General features: G+C 65.6%; 13 protein-coding genes. 3 read left to right on the top strand and 10 right to left on the bottom strand.

Going from position 1 to position 17,952, the window contains the following annotated elements; genetic code table 11:
- Nucleotides 1-8 precede the first annotated feature (8 nt).
- The 9 genes from EL249_RS03925 to EL249_RS03885 form a co-directional block, all read right to left on the bottom strand.
- Nucleotides 9-4,874 (bottom strand): glutamate synthase-related protein, encoded by a 4,866-nt coding sequence (locus EL249_RS03925; protein ID WP_005674217.1) that lies wholly within the window; start codon nucleotides 4,872-4,874, stop codon nucleotides 9-11.
- Nucleotides 4,875-5,128: 254 nt separating this feature from the next.
- Entirely contained in the window at nucleotides 5,129-5,878 is a 750-nt protein-coding gene (locus tag EL249_RS03920; protein WP_005674218.1) for a transposase, read from the bottom strand.
- Between the two features lie 82 nt (nucleotides 5,879-5,960).
- Nucleotides 5,961-7,049 (bottom strand): 3-dehydroquinate synthase, encoded by a 1,089-nt coding sequence (gene aroB, locus EL249_RS03915; protein ID WP_005674219.1) that lies wholly within the window; start codon nucleotides 7,047-7,049, stop codon nucleotides 5,961-5,963.
- 10 nt (nucleotides 7,050-7,059) lie between these two features.
- Complete coding sequence (locus tag EL249_RS03910) at nucleotides 7,060-7,605, bottom strand: shikimate kinase (RefSeq protein WP_005674220.1); 546 nt, start codon at nucleotides 7,603-7,605, stop codon at nucleotides 7,060-7,062.
- A 62-nt stretch (nucleotides 7,606-7,667) separates the two neighbouring features.
- A complete protein-coding gene (locus tag EL249_RS03905) occupies nucleotides 7,668-9,911 on the bottom strand; it encodes a type IV pilus secretin PilQ (RefSeq protein WP_005674221.1) in 2,244 nt (747 codons plus the stop codon).
- Between the two features lie 26 nt (nucleotides 9,912-9,937).
- On the bottom strand, nucleotides 9,938-10,486 hold the full coding sequence (locus EL249_RS03900) for a pilus assembly protein PilP (protein WP_005674223.1): 549 nt from the start codon (nucleotides 10,484-10,486) through the stop codon (nucleotides 9,938-9,940).
- Complete coding sequence (locus tag EL249_RS03895) at nucleotides 10,483-11,121, bottom strand: type IV pilus inner membrane component PilO (RefSeq protein WP_005674224.1); 639 nt, start codon at nucleotides 11,119-11,121, stop codon at nucleotides 10,483-10,485. Before EL249_RS03895 ends, EL249_RS03900 begins: the two co-directional genes overlap by 4 nt.
- Entirely contained in the window at nucleotides 11,121-11,744 is a 624-nt protein-coding gene (locus EL249_RS03890; protein ID WP_005674225.1) for a PilN domain-containing protein, read from the bottom strand. The genes EL249_RS03895 and EL249_RS03890 overlap by 1 nt, the downstream gene beginning before the upstream one ends.
- Complete coding sequence (locus EL249_RS03885) at nucleotides 11,741-12,823, bottom strand: pilus assembly protein PilM (protein ID WP_050781928.1); 1,083 nt, start codon at nucleotides 12,821-12,823, stop codon at nucleotides 11,741-11,743. Before EL249_RS03885 ends, EL249_RS03890 begins: the two co-directional genes overlap by 4 nt.
- 657 nt (nucleotides 12,824-13,480) lie before the next feature.
- Between EL249_RS03885 and EL249_RS03880 the strand changes: the two genes are divergently transcribed.
- Nucleotides 13,481-15,901, top strand: a complete 2,421-nt coding sequence (locus tag EL249_RS03880) for a penicillin-binding protein 1A (RefSeq protein WP_005674227.1) — start codon at nucleotides 13,481-13,483, stop codon at nucleotides 15,899-15,901.
- An 11-nt stretch (nucleotides 15,902-15,912) separates the two neighbouring features.
- On the opposite strand, the gene cyaY is transcribed toward EL249_RS03880, so the two are convergent.
- Entirely contained in the window at nucleotides 15,913-16,257 is a 345-nt protein-coding gene (cyaY, locus tag EL249_RS03875) for an iron donor protein CyaY (RefSeq protein WP_005674228.1), read from the bottom strand.
- Nucleotides 16,258-16,319: 62 nt separating this feature from the next.
- Between cyaY and lptM the strand changes: the two genes are divergently transcribed.
- Complete coding sequence (lptM, locus tag EL249_RS03870; RefSeq protein WP_005674229.1) at nucleotides 16,320-16,535, top strand: LPS translocon maturation chaperone LptM; 216 nt, start codon at nucleotides 16,320-16,322, stop codon at nucleotides 16,533-16,535.
- Nucleotides 16,532-17,824 (top strand): diaminopimelate decarboxylase, encoded by a 1,293-nt coding sequence (lysA, locus tag EL249_RS03865; protein WP_005674230.1) that lies wholly within the window; start codon nucleotides 16,532-16,534, stop codon nucleotides 17,822-17,824. Before lptM ends, lysA begins: the two co-directional genes overlap by 4 nt.
- The last annotated feature ends 128 nt before the right edge of the window (nucleotides 17,825-17,952 follow it).

Here is a 17,952-nt window from a genome sequence, read left to right as displayed (position 1 = left end):
GTCCTTCCTCAGATGTCGTCGCTGCGTCGTGCGGCCGGCACCTTGCCGGCACTGCTGCCACCCCTGGCCTGCCGGGTCTTGCCTGCTTTCGGTGCGGCATGCTGGCCATCGGCCACGGCGGCCACCGTGCCCACCGATTCGGCATCGGCACTGCGTTCGGCCTCGCCCGGCGGCAATTCCGCCTGGCGGCGTGCGGCGATGTCGGCCAGCGCGCGCTGGTATTCGGGAGACACCACCTTCACGAAGCGGCCGCGCATGGTTTCCCAGTCAGCCAGGATGTCGCGGGCCCGGAAGCTGCCGGTATGGCGGAAATGCGCCTGCACCAGTGTCTTCAGGATCTCCTCGTCGGTCTGCGCCGGCAGGCCGGGCCGGGCGCGGTGCCAGATGGTCGGATCGATGCTGGCGCGCTGCTCGGCCTCGGGCAGCACGGCCGAGAGCATCACCATGCTGGTGTTGCAGCGGCTGGCGAAATCACCCGCCGGGTCGAACACGTAGGCCACACCGCCCGACATGCCGGCCGCAAAGTTGCGTCCCGTCTGACCCAGCACCACCACGGTACCACCGGTCATGTATTCGCAGCCATGGTCGCCGGTGCCCTCCACTACGGTGGCCGCGCCCGAGTTGCGCACCGCGAAGCGTTCGCCCGCCACGCCGTTGAAGAAGGCCTCGCCCTCGATCGCGCCGTAGAGCACCGTGTTGCCGGCAATGATCTGTTCGGGTCCGAAGCCCCGGAAGTCGTTGGGCGAGCGCACGATGATGCGTCCTCCCGACAGGCCCTTGCCCACGTAGTCATTGGCCTCGCCCACCAGGTCCAGCGTGATGCCACGCGCCAGGAAGGCACCGAACGACTGTCCGGCCACGCCATTGAACTGGATATGGATGGTGTCGTCAGGCAGCCCTTCGTGTGTGAAGCGGCGCACCACCTCGCTGGAAAGCATGGTGCCCACGGTCCGGTTCACGTTGCGGATGGGCTGGATGAAGCTGACCTTCTCGCCGCTTTTCAGCGCCGGTCGCGCCTTCTCGATCAGGACGTGATCCAGCGCGCGCTCCAGTCGATGATCCTGCGTCTCCACCTGACGACGCGCCACATCGGCCGGCATGGGCGGGTTGTAGAACACCCGTGAGAAATCCAGCCCCTGCGCCTTCCAGTGTTCGATGCCGCGCCGCATGTCCAGAAACTCCGTGCGACCGATCAGCTCATCGAAAGTACGCACTCCCAGTTGCGCCATCAGCTGGCGCACTTCATCGGCCACAAAGAAGAAGTAGTTCACGACGTGCTCGGGCTTGCCGGCGAAACGGCGGCGCAGCACCGGATCCTGCGTGGCCACGCCCACCGGGCAGGTGTTGAGGTGGCACTTGCGCATCATGACGCAACCCTCGGCCACCAGCGGTGCGGTGGCAAAGCCGAATTCATCGGCCCCCAGGATGCCGCCGATCACCACGTCGCGTCCGGTCTTCATCTGACCATCGGCCTGGATGCGCACGCGGCCGCGCAGACGGTTGAGCACCAGCGTCTGCTGCGCTTCGGAAAGCCCCAGCTCCCATGGCGTGCCGGCATGCTTGAGCGAGGACAGCGGGCTGGCGCCCGTGCCGCCATCGTGGCCGGCAATGGTGATGTGGTCGGCCTTGGCCTTGGCGACACCTGCCGCCACCGTGCCCACGCCCACTTCCGACACCAGCTTCACCGAAATGGAGGCGCGGTCGTTGGCGTTCTTCAAGTCATGGATGAGCTGGGCAATGTCCTCGATGGAGTAGATGTCATGGTGCGGCGGCGGCGAGATGAGTCCCACACCCGGCACTGAGCAGCGCAACCGCGCGATGTAGTCGCTGACCTTGTGGCCGGGCAGCTGCCCGCCCTCGCCCGGCTTGGCGCCCTGCGCCATCTTGATCTGGATCTGGTCGGCCGAGGCCAGGTATTCGGCGGTGACGCCAAAGCGCCCGGATGCCACCTGCTTGATGCGCGAGCGCAGCGAGTCGCCGGCTTGCAGGGGATAGTCAGCCTCCACCACATCCTTGCCCAGCACGCTGGCCAGCGTGGCACCGGTCCGGATGGGGATGCCCTTCAGATCCTGCCGATAGCGCACCGGGTCTTCACCGCCCTCGCCGGTGTTGGACTTGCCACCAATGCGGTTCATGGCCACGGCCAGCGTGGCATGCGCCTCGGTGGAGATGGAACCCAGCGACATCGCCCCCGTGGAGAAGCGCTTGACGATCTCCGACGCAGGTTCCACCTCGTCCAGCGAGATGGCCCGTTCGGGGTCGAAGCGGAACTCGAAGAGTCCGCGCAGCGTCATCAGTCGTTTTGACTGATCGTTGATCAGCTGCGCATATTCCTTGTAGGTCTGGAAGCTGCCGGCCCGCACCGCATGCTGCAGCCGGGCAATCGAGTCCGGCGTCCACATGTGCTCCTCGCCGCGCACGCGGTAGGCGTACTCGCCGCCCGCCGCCAGCGCATGGGCCAGCTCGGCCTGATTGCCGTAGGCGGTGCGGTGCATGCGCAGCGCCTCTTCGCCCACGTCGAAGACGTTCATGCCCTCGATGTTGCTGGCCGTGCCGGTGAAATAGCGATCGACCAGTTCGCGCGCCAGACCCACCGCCTCGAACACCTGTGCCCCGGTGTACGACATGTAAGTGGAGATGCCCATCTTGGACATCACCTTGCGCAGCCCCTTGCCGATGGCCTTGATGTAGTTGGCAATGGCCTTTTCCGCCGACAGTTCCGCGCTCAGCTCGCGGTGCATGTCGACGATGGTTTCCATGGCCAGGTAGGGGTGGATGGCCTCGGCCCCGTAGCCAGCCAGCACGGCGAAGTGATGCACCTCGCGTGCCGAGCCCGTCTCGACCAGCAGGCCGGTGTTGGTGCGCAGCCCGCGGGCAATCAGGTGCTGGTGCACGGCCGACAGGGCCAGCAGCGCCGGAATGGCCACGTGATCGCGGTCCATGGTCCGGTCGGTGATGATGAGAATGTTGTAGCCGTTGCGCACCGCATCCACGGCATCGGCACACAGGGCGGCCAGCCGCGCCTCGATGCCGTCACGCCCCCAGGCCACCGGGTAGCAGCAAGGCAGCTCCAAGCTGCGGAACTTGCCGTCGGTGAAGCGGGCGATGTCGCGCAGCCGCGCCATCTGCGGCGGCCGCAGGATAGGCTGGTCGATTTCCAGCCGCAGCGGCGGGTTGACGTTGTTGATGTCCAGCAGGTTGGGCTTGGGGCCGATGAAGCTCACCAGCGACATCACCATTTCCTCGCGGATCGGGTCGATGGGCGGGTTCGTGACCTGCGCGAAACGCTGCTTGAAGTAGTGGTAGAAGGGCTTGTTGTGGGCCGACAGCACCGTGATCGGTGTGTCGGTACCCATCGAGCCGATGGCTTCCTCGCCGTTGAGCGCCATCGGCGCCATCAGGAACTTGATGTCCTCCTGCGTGTAGCCGAAGGCCTGCTGGCGGTCCAGCAGCGATTCCGTCGGCTGCGGCACGCTGTCGTCATCGGGGCCGGCCACCTCGTCCAGGCGCATGCGCAGCGCGTCGATCCACTGCCGGTAGGGCTTGGAGGCGGCCAGCTGCGCCTTGATCTCGCTGTCGTCGATGATGCGACCCTGCTCCAGGTCGATGAGGAACATCTTGCCGGGCTGCAGCCGCCATTTCTTGACGATGCGCGAATCCGCGATCTCGGGCAGCACGCCGGACTCCGACGCCATCACCACCAGATCGTCTTCCGTCACCAGGTAGCGTGCCGGCCGCAGGCCGTTGCGGTCCAGCGTGGCGCCGATCTGCCGGCCATCCGTGAAGGCCAGCGCCGCCGGACCGTCCCACGGCTCCATCATCGCGGCGTGATATTCATAGAAGGCCCGCCGCGCCGGGTCCATGGCTGCATGCTGCTCCCAGGCCTCGGGAATCATCATCATCACCGCGTGGGCCATCGAGTAGCCCGACATGGTGAGCAGCTCCAGCACGTTGTCGAAGCAGGCCGTGTCCGACTGGCCAGGGAAGATCAGCGGATAGAGTTTCTGCAGGTCGGCCCCCAGCACCGGCGAGGCCATCGTGCCCTCGCGGGCACGGATCCAGTTGTAGTTGCCGTTGACGGTGTTGATCTCGCCGTTGTGCGCCACCATCCGGAACGGGTGCGCCAGCTCCCACGCCGGGAAGGTGTTGGTGGAAAAGCGCTGGTGCACCAGGGCCAGCGCCGAGGTACAGCGCGGATCGGCCAGATCCTTGTAGTAGACGCCCACCTGGTCGGCCAGCAGCAGGCCCTTGTAGACGATGGTGCGCGTCGACATCGACGGCACGAAATAGGTGTGACCGAACTTCAGGTTGAGGTTCTGGATGCGGTGCGCCGAACGCTTGCGCAGCAGGTACAGGCGCCGCTCCAGCGCGTCCTGCACCATCACGTTCTGGCCCCGACCGATGAAGAGCTGACGGATGACAGGTTCGGAGTCGCGCACCAGCGGCGACATCGGCATGTCGGCATCCACCGGCACGTCACGCCAGCCCAGCACCACCAGGCCTTCGTCGCGCACGGTGCGCTCCAATTCCTTCTCACAGGCGGCGCGCGAAGCCGGCTCGCGCGGCAGGAAGATCATGCCCACGCCATATTCGCCCGCTGGCGGCAGCGTCACGCCCTGGGCAGCCATCTCCTCGCGCAGCAGTGCATCCGGAATCTGCAGCAGCATCCCGGCCCCGTCACCGAACAGCGTATCGGCCCCGGTGGCGCCGCGATGGTCGAGGTTGAGCAGGATGCGCAGCCCGTACTGCACGATCTCGTGGCTCTTGCGGCCCTTGATGTGTGCCACGAAGCCGACGCCGCAGGCATCGTGCTCGTTGACGGGGTTGTACATCCCCTGCGGTGCGGGCAGCGCCCGGGGCTGGAATATCGGCATGGGTTCTCTCCTGGTTCCGCAAGCGCCTGCCAGAGCCCCTTGTCAGGACTTTCCCGGACACGCTACGGACGCAAGAATAAGAATGTCAAACCCTGCTGCGCAATGAGAAAATTGGGGCCAGAGCAAGTTAATTATCGATAAATGGCTCTATTTTCCAATAATGGGGACAGAACAAACTGCCTCCTGGGCGAGATACGGCAACAAGCGTGGTCGCAGCCCTCTCAGGCGAGATTTTATACATATAAATCAGTGGTTTACGAATTTTTCGAGGCCTGTCGTGGCCCGGCGGCGATCCTCTTCACCGGCCGGCCCACCGTACGAAACTGCAGCGTCCGGTCATGGATCAGCTCCAGCCGATGCAGCCATGCAAGGGTAGCGATGGGGTGCCCACTGGCCAGGGCCCGGGCCAGATCTCGATGGGCCAGGTGCGGATGCACCTCGGCCAGCGCCTGGGCGAGGGCTTCTTCCGCCAGTCGGGTCTGCCAGGCGGCCTCACGCTCGAAGGGCGTGTTGCCCAGCGCCCAGTAGGCAGGCTGGGGCTGCAGGCCAGGCTCATGCTCTAGCCCCAGGTGGTGGCGTGCGCTGGACCACAGGTAATGGGCAGGCGTGGAGGCCAGCCCCATCGCCACCGGCAGCCGTTCCAGGTACTGCTGGCAGACCAGGCCAAAGCGTGCGCCCTCGATGAGCGATGCACGGAAACGCCCTTCCCAGAGCGTGCCACTGCGCTGGTGACGGGTGTTGAAGCAGCGCACGTACTGCCGGCCCAGCGTCTGCATGACAGCGGCCAGAGCCCGCTCCTCGCGCGGGGTGACGAGCAGATGCACCCGGTTGGGCAGCAGCAGCCAGGCATGCAGCGTGGCGCCCTGCTGGCGGGCAGCCTCACCCAGGATCTGACGAAACGCCTGGCGGTCCTCGTCGTCGACGAACACCGGCTGGTCGTTGTTGCCGCGCAGCAGGATGTGATGGAGCTGGCCGGGCAGGATCAGGCGCGGGCGGCGGGCCATCGCTTCATTCCTGCTTCACCACACGGCACCCGCCCGGATGAACCCGCCCAGGGAGGAACGCCCCCAGGCGCGTCGGCCACAGTCATCGCAGATGATCGGCGATGACCGCCCGAACCAGCGCCTCATCGGCGCGCGTGGTGGCCGCATGGCCCAGCCCGTTCAGCACCACGAAGACGGGGATGCCGTGCTCGGCCTTCTTGTCGATGGCCATGTTGCGCAGGTAGTCATCCACCGGCCAGGCGGGTGCCCGGGTGGGCAGGTTGGCCGACGTGATGATCCGGCGCAGTTCGTCGAGCTGCTCGGCAGGCATGCGGCCCAGCCGCACCGACAGGTCGGCCGCCATCACCATGCCGGCGGCCACGGCCTCGCCGTGCAGCCACTTGCCGTAACCGGCGCCCACCTCGATGGCATGACCGAAGGTGTGGCCGAAGTTGAGGTGCGCCCGCACGCCGGCCTCGCGCTCATCGGCGGCCACCACGGCCGCCTTGATGCGCATGGAGGCCAGGATGGCGCGCGCCAGCGCCTCGGGCTGGCAGGCCAGCAGTGCCGGCATGTCGACGGCCACCTGTTCCAGGTAGGCGCGGTTGGCAATGGCACCGTGCTTGATGACTTCGGCCAGGCCGGCCGCCAGCTCACGCGAGGGCAGGGTCTTCAGCGTGCCCGTGTCAGCCACGACCAGCCGGGGCTGATGGAAGGCCCCCACCATGTTCTTGCCGCGTGCGTGGTTGATGCCGGTCTTGCCGCCCACCGAGGAATCGACCTGCGCCAGCAGGCTGGTGGGCACCTGCACGAAGTCGATGCCGCGCTGGAAGCTGGCGGCGGCAAAGCCGGCCAGGTCGCCCACCACGCCACCGCCCAGCGCCACGATCAGGCTCTTGCGGTCCAGCCGGGCTTCCAGCATGCGGTCATGGATGGCGTCGAGCTGCTGCCAGCACTTGCTGGCCTCGCCGGCTGGCACCACGATGCGCACCACCTGGTGTGCCACCGGGGCCAGCAGCGCCTCGACCTTCGCACCATAGATCGGGTCGACGTTGCTGTCGGAGATGACGGCCACCGAGCGGCCGCGCGCCAGTGCCTGGAAGGCTGGATTCTCGTCCAGCAGGCCGTGGCCCACCTGGATGTCGTAGCTGCGTTCGCCGAGATCGACGGTCAGGATCTGGGGACTGGGCATGGGAAGCTCCTCAGGGTTGCGTGTGTGTCGGCGCATCCTCCTGCGCCTGAAGCACCTGCACGATGGTCTCGACGATCTGCTCGATGGGCTGGCGGCTGGTGGTGACGATGTGATCGGCCACTTCCAGATAAAGCGGCTCCCGCTCTGCCGTGAGGCGGTGAATGCGTTCGCGCGGGTTGGCGGTGCGCAGAAGCGGCCGGTGGCGGTCGCGGCGCAGCCGCTGCCACAGGTCGGCCGCCGAGGCCTGCAGGTAGACGACCCGGCCGCGCGACTGCAGCATGTCACGGTTGACGGGCGAGAGGACGGCGCCACCACCGGTGGCCAGCACCAGGCCGTCACGGGCGCTCAGTTCGTCCAGCAGCTGGGTCTCGCGGCGGCGAAAGCCTTCTTCGCCCTCCAGCTCGAAGATGGTCGGTATGCTGACCCCCAGCCGCTCCTCCAGCTCACGGTCCGCATCGATGAAGGCACGACCGAGCCGCCGGGCAAGCCGCACCCCGACGGTCGACTTGCCGGCACCCATCATGCCCACGAGGAAAATGGAAAAGGCGGCTTTCATGCCGCCTTAAGTTACCAGAAAGCCGGCCTGCCGTCGGCAGGCCGTTTTCGGGATGACCCGGATCAGCGCTGGGCCAGCGTATCGGTGACGATGCGCGGGGTGAGGAACACCAGCAGCTCGGTCCGGTCGTTGGTCCGCGTGGTGCTGCGGAACAGGTAGCCCAGGACCGGGATGTCGCCCAGCAGAGGCACCTTGTCGGTCCGGTTGCGCTCGAACTGCTCGTAGATGCCGCCGATCACCACCGTGCCGCCGTCTTCCACCAGCACCTGGGTCTTCACGTGGCGGGTGTCGATGGCGTAGCCGGCGTTGGTCAGCTGACCCACCGCGTCACGGCTGACGTCCACGTCCAGGATGACGTTGCCTTCAGGCGTGATCTGCGGGGTGACTTCCAGCCGCAGGTTGGCCTTGCGGAACGACACCGAGGTGGCGCCGCTGGAGGTGGCCGACTGGTACGGCAGCTCGGTACCCTGCTCGATCACCGCCGGACGCTGGCTGGAAGTCAGCACGCGCGGGCTGGAGACCACCTTGCCGCGCTGGTCGGCTTCCAGGGCCGACAGCTCCAGGTTGATGAAGCGCGACAGGCTGGAACCGAAGAGGCTGATGGCCAGCGAAGCCGGGTTGGTACCGTTGATGCCGCCTGCCGGGAAGCTGAAGAAGTTGGTGTTGTCCAGCGCCGTGGCCTTGCCCAGACCCAGGACTTCACCGGTACCGTTCTCGCCACCCAGCTGCGAGGACAGGTCGGCCGCACCGGACAGGTTGCCCGAGATGGTGCCGTAGCCGATGCGGTTGCCCAGCGAGGAGCCCGGACCATGGACCGGAACGTTGACTGCTTCCGTCTCGCCCGTGACCGGGTTGGTACGGGCCGCGGTACGGTAGATCGTGCTGCGGCGGTCGTAGTAGCCCAGCTTGGTGCCCAGGTTGCGCGAGAAGCGATCATCAGCCTCGACGATGCGGGCCTCGATCAGCACCTGGCGGACCGGGATGTCGATCTGCGCAATCATCTGGCGGACTTCATCCAGACGCGACGGTGTGTCCATCACGAACAGCTTGTTCGAGCGGATGTCGGCCAGCGCACTGCCGCGCTTGGACAGCACCGACTGCTTCTCGTCGGTGAGCATCTCGCGCAGCTTCTCGGCGGTCTGGTAGTTCAGCGTGAAGGTCTCGGTGCGCAGCGGCTCGATCTCGGAGATCTGCTGCTTCGATTCCAGCGCCAGCTTTTCCTTGGTGGCCAGCTCTTCACGCGGCGCGATCATCACGACGTTGCCGTTCTTGCGCATGTCCAGACCACGCGACTGCATGATGATGTCCAGCGCCTGGTCCCAGGGCACATCCTTCAGGCGCAGCGTGAGCTTGCCCTGCACGGTGTCGCTGGTGACGATGTTCAGGTTGGTGAAGTCGGCAATGACCTGCAGCAGTGCACGCACGTCGACGTTCTGGAAGTTCAGCGACAGGCGCTCACCGCGGTAGCCGGGGCGGCTGCCCTGCGTGAGGCGGTTCGGATCTTCCTTGACGGGCTTCACTTCCACCACGAACTGCGAGTCGCTCTGGTAGGCGCTGTGCTCCCACAGACCCTGCGGCTCGATGATCAGGCGGGCGTTGCCATTCTGCTGGACGCTGCGGATGGTCTTGACGGGCGTGCCGAAGTCGGCGACATCCAGCTGACGGCGCAGGTTGTCCGGCAGGCGCGTACCCTGGAATTCGACGATCAGGCTCTTGCCCTGCTGACGCACATCGACGCCTGCACCATCATCCGACAGGTTGACGACCACGCGGCCTTCACCATCCTTGCCGCGGCGGAAGTCGATATCCTTGAGCGAATGCGCATGGCCAACCGCACCACGGGCATCCGCCTTGCTGGCCTGTGCCACCATGGGCAGCTGGCTGCCACGTGCGGCAGGCGTGGCCTCGACACTTTCCTGGCGATCCAGCGACAGGATCAGGTCATTGCCCTCGATCTCGGACTTGAAGCGCATCGGGCGCGTCATGTTCAGCACGACGCGAGCGCGCTCGCCACCCTGCACCACGTTGACGCTCTTGACGTCACCACCGGTCAGCTCGACCAGGCTGCGGCCGATGCGGTTGTCGGTGTCCTTGAAATCAAGCGCCAGGCGGTGCGGATTGGCCAGGCTGAAGCTGGCCGGCACTTCCGTGAGCGGCATGCCCATGCGGATGCGCACCTGCGTGGTGCTGCCCTGCTGGGCGCCGATGATCGATTCGATGGAGTTGCTGACGGCCCACGCCGGGCTGGCAGCGACGGTGCCGAACCCGACAAGGGCTGCGGCAATGGAGGTTTGGAGAAAGCGCATGGCCGTTATGTTCCCAGGTCGTTGGTTCATGGTTTGGGTTCGTCTTCCAGGGCAAGGGTGGTGTCCTGTTCCACCCAGTCGCCGGTCGCATCTCGCACCAGCTCCTTGATGCCCATCTCGGTTTCGGTAATCTTCACGATGCGGCCGTAGTTCTGACCCACGTAGTTGCCCACGCGTGCCTGATAGACCACGTTGTCGACCGACAGCAGCGCCACGTTGCCGTTGGTCTTGTTCTGCAGGTGCCCGACCAGGCGCACCGTGTCGAGCGGGAAGTTCTCCAGCACTTCACGGCGGCGGTTGCGGTCAGGCGCCAGACCGGAACGGCTGCGATCAGTCAGGTTGGCCATGGCCACGGCCAGCTTGCTGTCGGAGAACGGGTCGTAATCCAGCCGGGCTTCATAGCGGAACGGCACGAAGTTCTTCGGCTCGTCCAGCTTGCCCACGCGGCGCGGCGTGTTGGCACGAGTCTGGTCCATCCAGCCCTGCACTTCATCCAGATCGGCGCTGCAGGCTCCCAGCATCGTGCTGGCCAGCAGGACGGATCCCACCGAGATCAGTCTTTTGGTCGTCTTCATTTCTTGCCTCCAGCGGACTGTCTGGCAAGCTCATCCTTGTCCAGGTAGCGGAAGGTTTTGGCCGTGGCGCTCATCTCCAGGTTTCCACCGTTGCGATGTTCGATGGTGATGTTGTTGAGCGTCACGATGCGCGGCAGGTTGGCCAGGTCACTGCTGAACGAGGCCAGATCGTGGAAGCCCCCCACCACCTTCACGGCAATGGGCAGCTCGGCGTAGTGCTTCTTCAGCTCCACCGAACCGGGACGGAACAGCTGCAGCTGTGCGCCGCGGCCCACGCCCGCCTGGTTGATGTCGGAAAGCAGCGCATCCATCTCGGCACGGCTGGGCAGCTGCTTCTCCAGCACGCCCACATACTGCTCGGCCAGCACCTTCTGCCGGCGCAGGTCGTCCAGGTTCACCGCCTTGGCCACTTTCTCCGTGTATTCGTCCTTCAGGACCTGTTCCTGCGCCGCGGTGGACTCCAGTTCCTCGTTCAGGCCGCTCCAGTAGGCAAACCAGCCGCCCACCACGATGGCAGCCACGACACCGGTCAGCAGCAGTGCCTTGGGCGCGATCGGCCACAGACCGGGATGGCGACCATTGAGACCCTCGAACTGCTTGGTCAGGCCACCGAAATCAAGTTCGATGTTCTTCATCAGTTGGCTCCCGCGTTGTTCAGGGCAACCTGGGCGTTACTGGCGGCGTCAGACGGTGCCTGGCGCTTGACCACCACATTCAGGCGGAATTCATGCGCGCGCTTGATCTCGCCGTCCTTGCCACGGGTGCGAATCTCGTTCTCGCGGATTTCCTCAAGCTGAGGCTTTTCCAGCCAGGCACTGCGCTCGCTGAGGTTGCGCAGGAACTCGGCCACCCGTTCGTTGGACTGCGCCATGCCCGAGAGCGTGACCTGCATGTCGCGCTGTTCCAGCTTGTTCAGGTAGACACCTTCCGGCGTCATCTTCACCAGCTCGTCGAACAGGTGCACCGGAATGGTGCGGTCGCTCTGCAAGTCCTCGACCGCGTTCTGGCGTGCCTTCAGCGAAGCGATGGCACCTTCCAGGTCCTTGATCTCGGCAATCTGCGTGTCGAGCTTCTGGTTCTCGGAACGGATCAGTTCGTTGCGGGCGTTCTGGTTCTCGATCTCGTGATTGATGAACATGCCGCCCAGGAAGACAATGCCGCCCCCGACGATGGCGGAGATCACCAGCTGGCCGTTGAAGTCGCGCTTGCGACGCTCACGTTTCTGCTCGCGGTGCGGCAACAGGTTGATGCGGATCATTGGTCAAACCTCCTCATGGCCAGGCCGCAGCTCACCAGGAGTGCCGGGGCATCCAGATTCATCTGCTTCTCGGAAATCGAATCACCGATCTCCATGCCCTGGAACGGGCTGAGAATCTCGGTCGTGACCGATGTCTTCTGCAGCACGGCTTCAGCCAGACCCGGCGTGACGGCAGCACCGCCAGCCAGGAAGATGCGGTCAACGCGCTCGTACGGCGTCGACGAGAAGAAGAACTGAAGCGAGCGTGCCAGTTCGGTGGCCCCTTCTTCCACGAAGGGGTGCAGCAGTTCGGCCGTGTAGTTTTCGGGCAGGTCGCCGGTGCGCTTCTTCAGCTCGGCTTCCTCGACCGTCAGCCCGTACAGACGCACGATTTCCTGCGTGAGCTTGCTGCCGCCGAACGGCTGCTCACGCTCGAATATGGTCTGGCCGTTGTAGACGACGGACAGGCGCGTGGCGGTCTGACCGATGTCGAACACGGCCAGGATCAGGCCTTCACCGCCAGCGGGCAGCTGGCTGATGATGCTGTCGATGGAGATGCGTGCCGCATAGGGTTCGACATCGATGATCACGGGTTTCAGTCCGGCCAGTTCGGCCACCATCACCCGGTCATCGACCTTTTCCTTGCGCGAGGCTGCCAGCAGCACGTCCACGCTGTCTTCCGAGTTGGCCGAAGGACCCAGCACCTGGAAATCCAGGTTCACCTCGTCGATGGCAAACGGGATGTACTGGCTGGCCTCGGATTCAACCTGCACTTCGTAGTCGTCCTCTTTCAGGTCCGCCGGCAGCGTGATCCGCTTGGTGATGACCGAGGATGACGGCAGTGCCATCGCAACCTGCTTGGTCGACGAACCTGTCTTGCGCAGGGCGCGCAACAGGGCATCGGCCACCGCTTCATGCCGTTCGACGTTGCCGTCAACGACGGCGCCCCGCTCGATCGGCTCGATGGCATAACGTTCCAGACGCATCGGCGCCTGTTTTCCAGGCGAAAGCTCGACGACTTTGACGCTGGACGCGCTGAAATCCACCCCGATCAACGGGGCTGGTCCGCGCGCTAACAATGTTTGAAGGCCAAATCCCACAAAACCACCCGATCTAGAAAAAAGTCCCGTCGAAACCGGTCGATGGACCGACTTCCCTTACAATTCCCCATGTACCGCCTGAAAGACAGGGGCTCACTTTAAGAGTTTTTTCGTCGTTTTCATCCCCCTCGCCACACCACCGGTCAAGGCTCGTTACCCTTTAGTCGCTCATGCCGGAAGAACAGTCGAATTCGGGTGGTGAACGGTCATTCGGGACACTGCGCGCGGTGTGATCGATGACACGGAGAAAGGCCCAGCTGCCGCGCTGCGGGCATGTGCAGACGACTCTTTCGGTCGTTGAAGGCATCTGCCAGATCCCGGAATCCGGCATGTACACCCCCATGGGACAGCCCTTCATGCAGGCCTGCCGCCGCTCCGTCCGTGCCGGTTCCGGCGATGCCATCCAGGCGTGCAGGATGGCCCTGACCAGACGTGGCGAGTTGCAACTTCCGACCGGTGGCGCGCCTGGCCGGATGACCTCCCGGCAGGCTTCCTTTATAGTGTCGGGTTGGGAATCTCCCGGCTGCTTGACCGGCAATCTTCTTCGCCGCCGCCGGGCAGGGCCTTGACAGGGCGCTCGTCGCACCGCATCTCCGATGGATGCCCGGCCTGCATGCCCGCCAGCCTCTTTCCGGCACCGACCCCCGCTCCCTCTCGATGAAGCCATCCGCCACCACGACCCGATCTCCTTCCAGCAGAACCTCCGGCAACGGCGCCGGAGCGCGCCAACCCGGCCGTCGACGCCCGCAGGCCCCACGCCGTCACCCGGTGCTGCGCTTTCTGGGCTGGACCGTGGCGCTGAGTGGCACGCTGGTGGTGTCGGGGGCGCTGGTGGGCATCGTGGCCTACGAGGTGGCCTCCAGCCGGCTGCCGCCGCTCACCTCGCTCACCGACTACAAGCCCAAGCTGCCGATGCAGGTCTTCTCGGCCGACGGGCTGCTGATCGGCGAGTACGGCTCGGAAAAGCGCACGGTCGTGTCGTACAGCAGTTTTCCCGAGAAGATGCGCCAGGCCATCCTGGCCGCCGAGGACGATGACTTCTTCACCCACCACGGCATCGACCTGTTCGGGGTGGCGCGTGCCGTCCTGGCCAACGTGAAGACGGGCGGGCGCGGCCAGGGGGCCAGCACCATCACCATGCAGCTGGCCCGCACCACGTTCCTGAGCCGCGAACGCAGCTTCGTGCGCAAGTTCTACGAGGTGCTGCTCACGCTGCGCATCGAGCAGCAGCTCTCCAAGTCGCAGATCTTCGAGATCTACGCCAACCAGATCTTCCTGGGCCAGCGCTCGTACGGCTTTGCCACGGCCGCCCAGACGTATTTCGGCAAGCCGCTGTCCGAGCTGACCATCGGCCAGATGGCCATGCTGGCCGGCCTGCCCAAGGCCCCGGCACGCGACAATCCCATTGCCAACCCCGAGCGGGCCAAGCAGCGCCAGCGCTATGTACTGTCCCGGATGCGCACGCTGGGCTTCATCACCGAGCCGGAATACCAGGCGGCGCTGAATGAAGAGCTGAAGCTGCACACCGACCGCCCCACCTTCCCGCTGCAGGCGCAGTGGGCCTCCGAAATGGCGCGGGCGCTGGTGGCCGACCAGTTCAAGGAGGACGCCTACACCGGCGGCCTGAAGGTCTACACCACGATCCGCGCCAAGGACCAGCAGGCCGCCAATGCGGCGGTTCAGCGCGCCGTGTTCGCCTATGACCGCAAGCAGGGCTATCGCGGGCCGGAGTCGATGGTGGACCTGAAGACGGCCGATGAGCTGGAACGCGAGGAGCGCATCGAGGAAGCCGTGGCCCAGGCCGGCGATGTGGGCAAGCTGCTGTCGGCGGTGGTGCTCAAGGTCACGCCGCAGGCGGTGACGGTCTCGCGCGGGCGTGGCGTCAGCTTCGACATCAGCGGTCAGGGTCTGGCCTTCGTGAACGCCTGGCTGAACCCGAAGGCGCCCGCGAACCGCCAGCTGCGCCCGGGTGCCGTGGTGCGCATCACCGAAGGGCAGCATGGCTGGGAGATCACCCAGGCCCCCGAGGTGGAAGCGGCCATGATCACCATCGACACGCACGACGGGGCGATCCGCGCGATGGTGGGCGGCTACGATTTCAGCCGCAGCAAGTTCAACCGCGCCACGCAGTCCATCCGCCAGCCGGGCTCGGTGCTCAAGCCGTTCATCTATTCCGCTGCGCTGGAAAAGGGTTTCATGACCAGCACGGTGGTCAACGATGCGCCCATCATCCTGGACCCGGCCACGACGGGCAACCAGCTCTGGGAGCCGAAGAACTATGGCGGCGGCTATGACGGCCCGATGACGCTGCGCAATGCGCTGGCGCGCTCGAAGAACATGGTCTCGATCCGGATCCTGCAGGATATCGGTGTGGACTATGCGCAGGACTACCTGGGCCGCTTCGGCATCCGCCCCGAGCGCAACCCGGCCTACCTGACCATGGCGCTGGGTGCGGGCAGCGTGACGCCCATGCAGATTGCCACCGGCATGGCCACCTTCGCCAACGGCGGCTACCGGCTGGAGCCCTATCTCATCGATCGCATCACCGACACCACCGGGCGCGAGGTGGCCAAGGCCAACCCGGTGCAGTCCGGCGACGAGAACGCGCTGATCATTGACCCGCGCAATGCCTTCCTGATGGACAGCATGCTGAAGACGGTGGCGCAGTCGGGCACCGCGGCGCGCGTGACGAAGGAACTGAAGCGCAAGGATCTGGCCGGCAAGACCGGTACCACCAACGATTCACGCGATGCGTGGTTTGCCGGCTATGCCACGGGCGTGGCGGGCGTGGCCTGGCTGGGCTACGACCGGCCGCGTTCGCTGGGCGAGCGCGAGACCGGTGGCGGTCTGGCGCTGCCCATCTGGATCGACTACCTGAAGGAAGTGCTGCCGGAGGTGCCGCAGAAGGAGCGCCCCGTGCCGCACGGCGTGGTGCAGGTCAACGGCGAATACTATCTGGACGAGGCACAGCCCAGCAGTCCGGGCGTGAAGCGCGCGCTGGGCATTGCGGAGGACGGCCTGTCCTCCGACGTGAAGGATCTGAAGGACGCCCAGCAGACCAAGGACCAGATCTTCTGAGCGTTGATCGGTCAGTCCGTGAAACGGATGGCCGACAGATCGATCGGCTGGCCGGCGTGAAAACCGATCTCGTCGGCCACCAGATCCAGCAGCTCGCGGCCGCTGCGGGTGTCGATCCAGCCCTGCTCGCCGGGCCGGAAGTGGAACCCGCCCCGTTTGGAAGCCACCCAGACCTCACCGGCCGCCTCGTGGCTGTTGATGACCATCTGCGACCGGTCCTCGAATTCGAGGGTGATGACATTGCCGGCACGGGTCACTTCCAGATCCATGTCGGCCGCTTCGGCCGCCGTCTCGATACCTTCGGTGAGAGCGTCCAGGACGACGTCCACCCGTTGCGAAAAGCTGTTTCCGCTCATGCTAGAGTTCTGTTCCCTGTTGTGACCGGGCCCGCCATTGTCAGGCCCGGCGTGGATGAATCATGCGTGCTTCCATTTTAATCACTCCGCCGGCCCTCCTGCTGGCCGGCGCCTGCCTGCTGGCCGGCTGTGGCCAGAAGGGCCCCCTGTATCTGCCGCCCGAACCCGTCATCGAGCAGGCCACCCCGGCCGTGACGATGCCCTCCCGCCAGGAAGACTCCGAGGCCACTCAAGGCACGGATGCCGCCACCTCCCCCCGGAAAGGAAACCGCGAATGAGCGCGATCGACGCGACCTTCAATACCCCCGACGGCTGGCTGTCGCGCAATGCCCAGGGCGAGCTGCTGGCGGGTGGCCTCAGCCTGCTGGCACTGGCCGGCGAATATGGCACGCCCCTCTACGTCTACAGCCGGCAGGCCATCGAGGCGACCTGGCAGCGCTTTGCCCAGGCCCTGACCGGGCGTGACGCCCGCATCTGCTTTGCCGTGAAGGCCAGTTCCAACCTGGCCATCCTGGGGCTGTTCGCCCAGCTGGGGGCAGGCTTCGACGTGGTATCGGGCGGCGAGCTGGCTCGGGTCATCGCGGCGGGCGGCGACCCGCGCAAGGTCGTGTTCTCGGGCGTGGGCAAGTCGGGCGACGAGATCCGCCAGGCCCTGGCGGCCGACATCGCCTGCTTCAATGTGGAATCGCTGCCCGAGCTGGAGCGCATCAACCAGATTGCCGGCGAGATGGGCAAGCGCGCACCGGTGTCGCTGCGCATCAACCCGGACGTGGACGCCGCCACCCACCCCTACATTTCCACCGGGCTGAAGGAAAACAAGTTCGGCATCCCGCACAGCCAGGCGCTGGCTGCCTATCGTCAGGCCGCTGCCCTGCCCCACCTGCAGATCCACGGCATCGACTGCCACATCGGTTCTCAGATCACCGAGGCCTCGCCTTTCCTGGCGGCGCTGGATCGGGTGCTGGCCCTGGTGGATCAGCTGGAAGCCGAGGGCATCGCCATCGGGCATCTGGACCTGGGCGGCGGTCTGGGCATCCGCTACGACAACGAGACGCCGCCCACGCCGGAAGCGCTGATGCAGGCGCTGTTCGACCGCCTGACGCAGTGGCGTCCCGACGGGCTGCCGGGCGTGACCTTCGAGTTCGGTCGCGCGCTGGTGGGCAATGCCGGGCTGCTGCTGACCTGCCTGGAGTACCTGAAGGACAACGAGGGCCAGCATTTTGCGGTGGTGGATGCCGCCATGAACGACCTGATGCGGCCGGCGCTGTACCAGGCGTACCACCGTGTCGAGGTGGTGAACCCCGGAAATGCACCCGTGGTGACGGCCGACGTGGTGGGGCCGGTATGCGAGAGTGGCGACTGGCTGGCCCGAAAGCGCCCGCTGGCGCTGCCACCGGATGCGGTGCTGGCCATTCTGTCGGCCGGTGCCTATGGTTCAACCATGGCTTCCAACTACAACTCCCGCCCACGGCCGGCCGAGGTGCTGATCGACGGCAAGCATGTGCACCTCATCCGCGAGCGCGAGACGATGGCGGACCTGCTGCGGCACGAGAAGCGGCTGCCTTAGACAGCAGGGGTAAGGAACGACAAGGAATGGGAGCCGGCGCGTGCGATCGCCATGCGCCGACCTGATACATTATCCCAGTATCTGCAAGGCTCTTGATCGAAGGCAAGACGGCCTTCCCTCGCCTTCTT

This window comes from Lautropia mirabilis (assembly GCF_900637555.1).
GTDB classification, from domain to species: Bacteria; Pseudomonadota; Gammaproteobacteria; order Burkholderiales; family Burkholderiaceae_E; genus Lautropia; species Lautropia mirabilis.
This window is presented reverse-complemented; position numbering and strand designations above follow the sequence as displayed.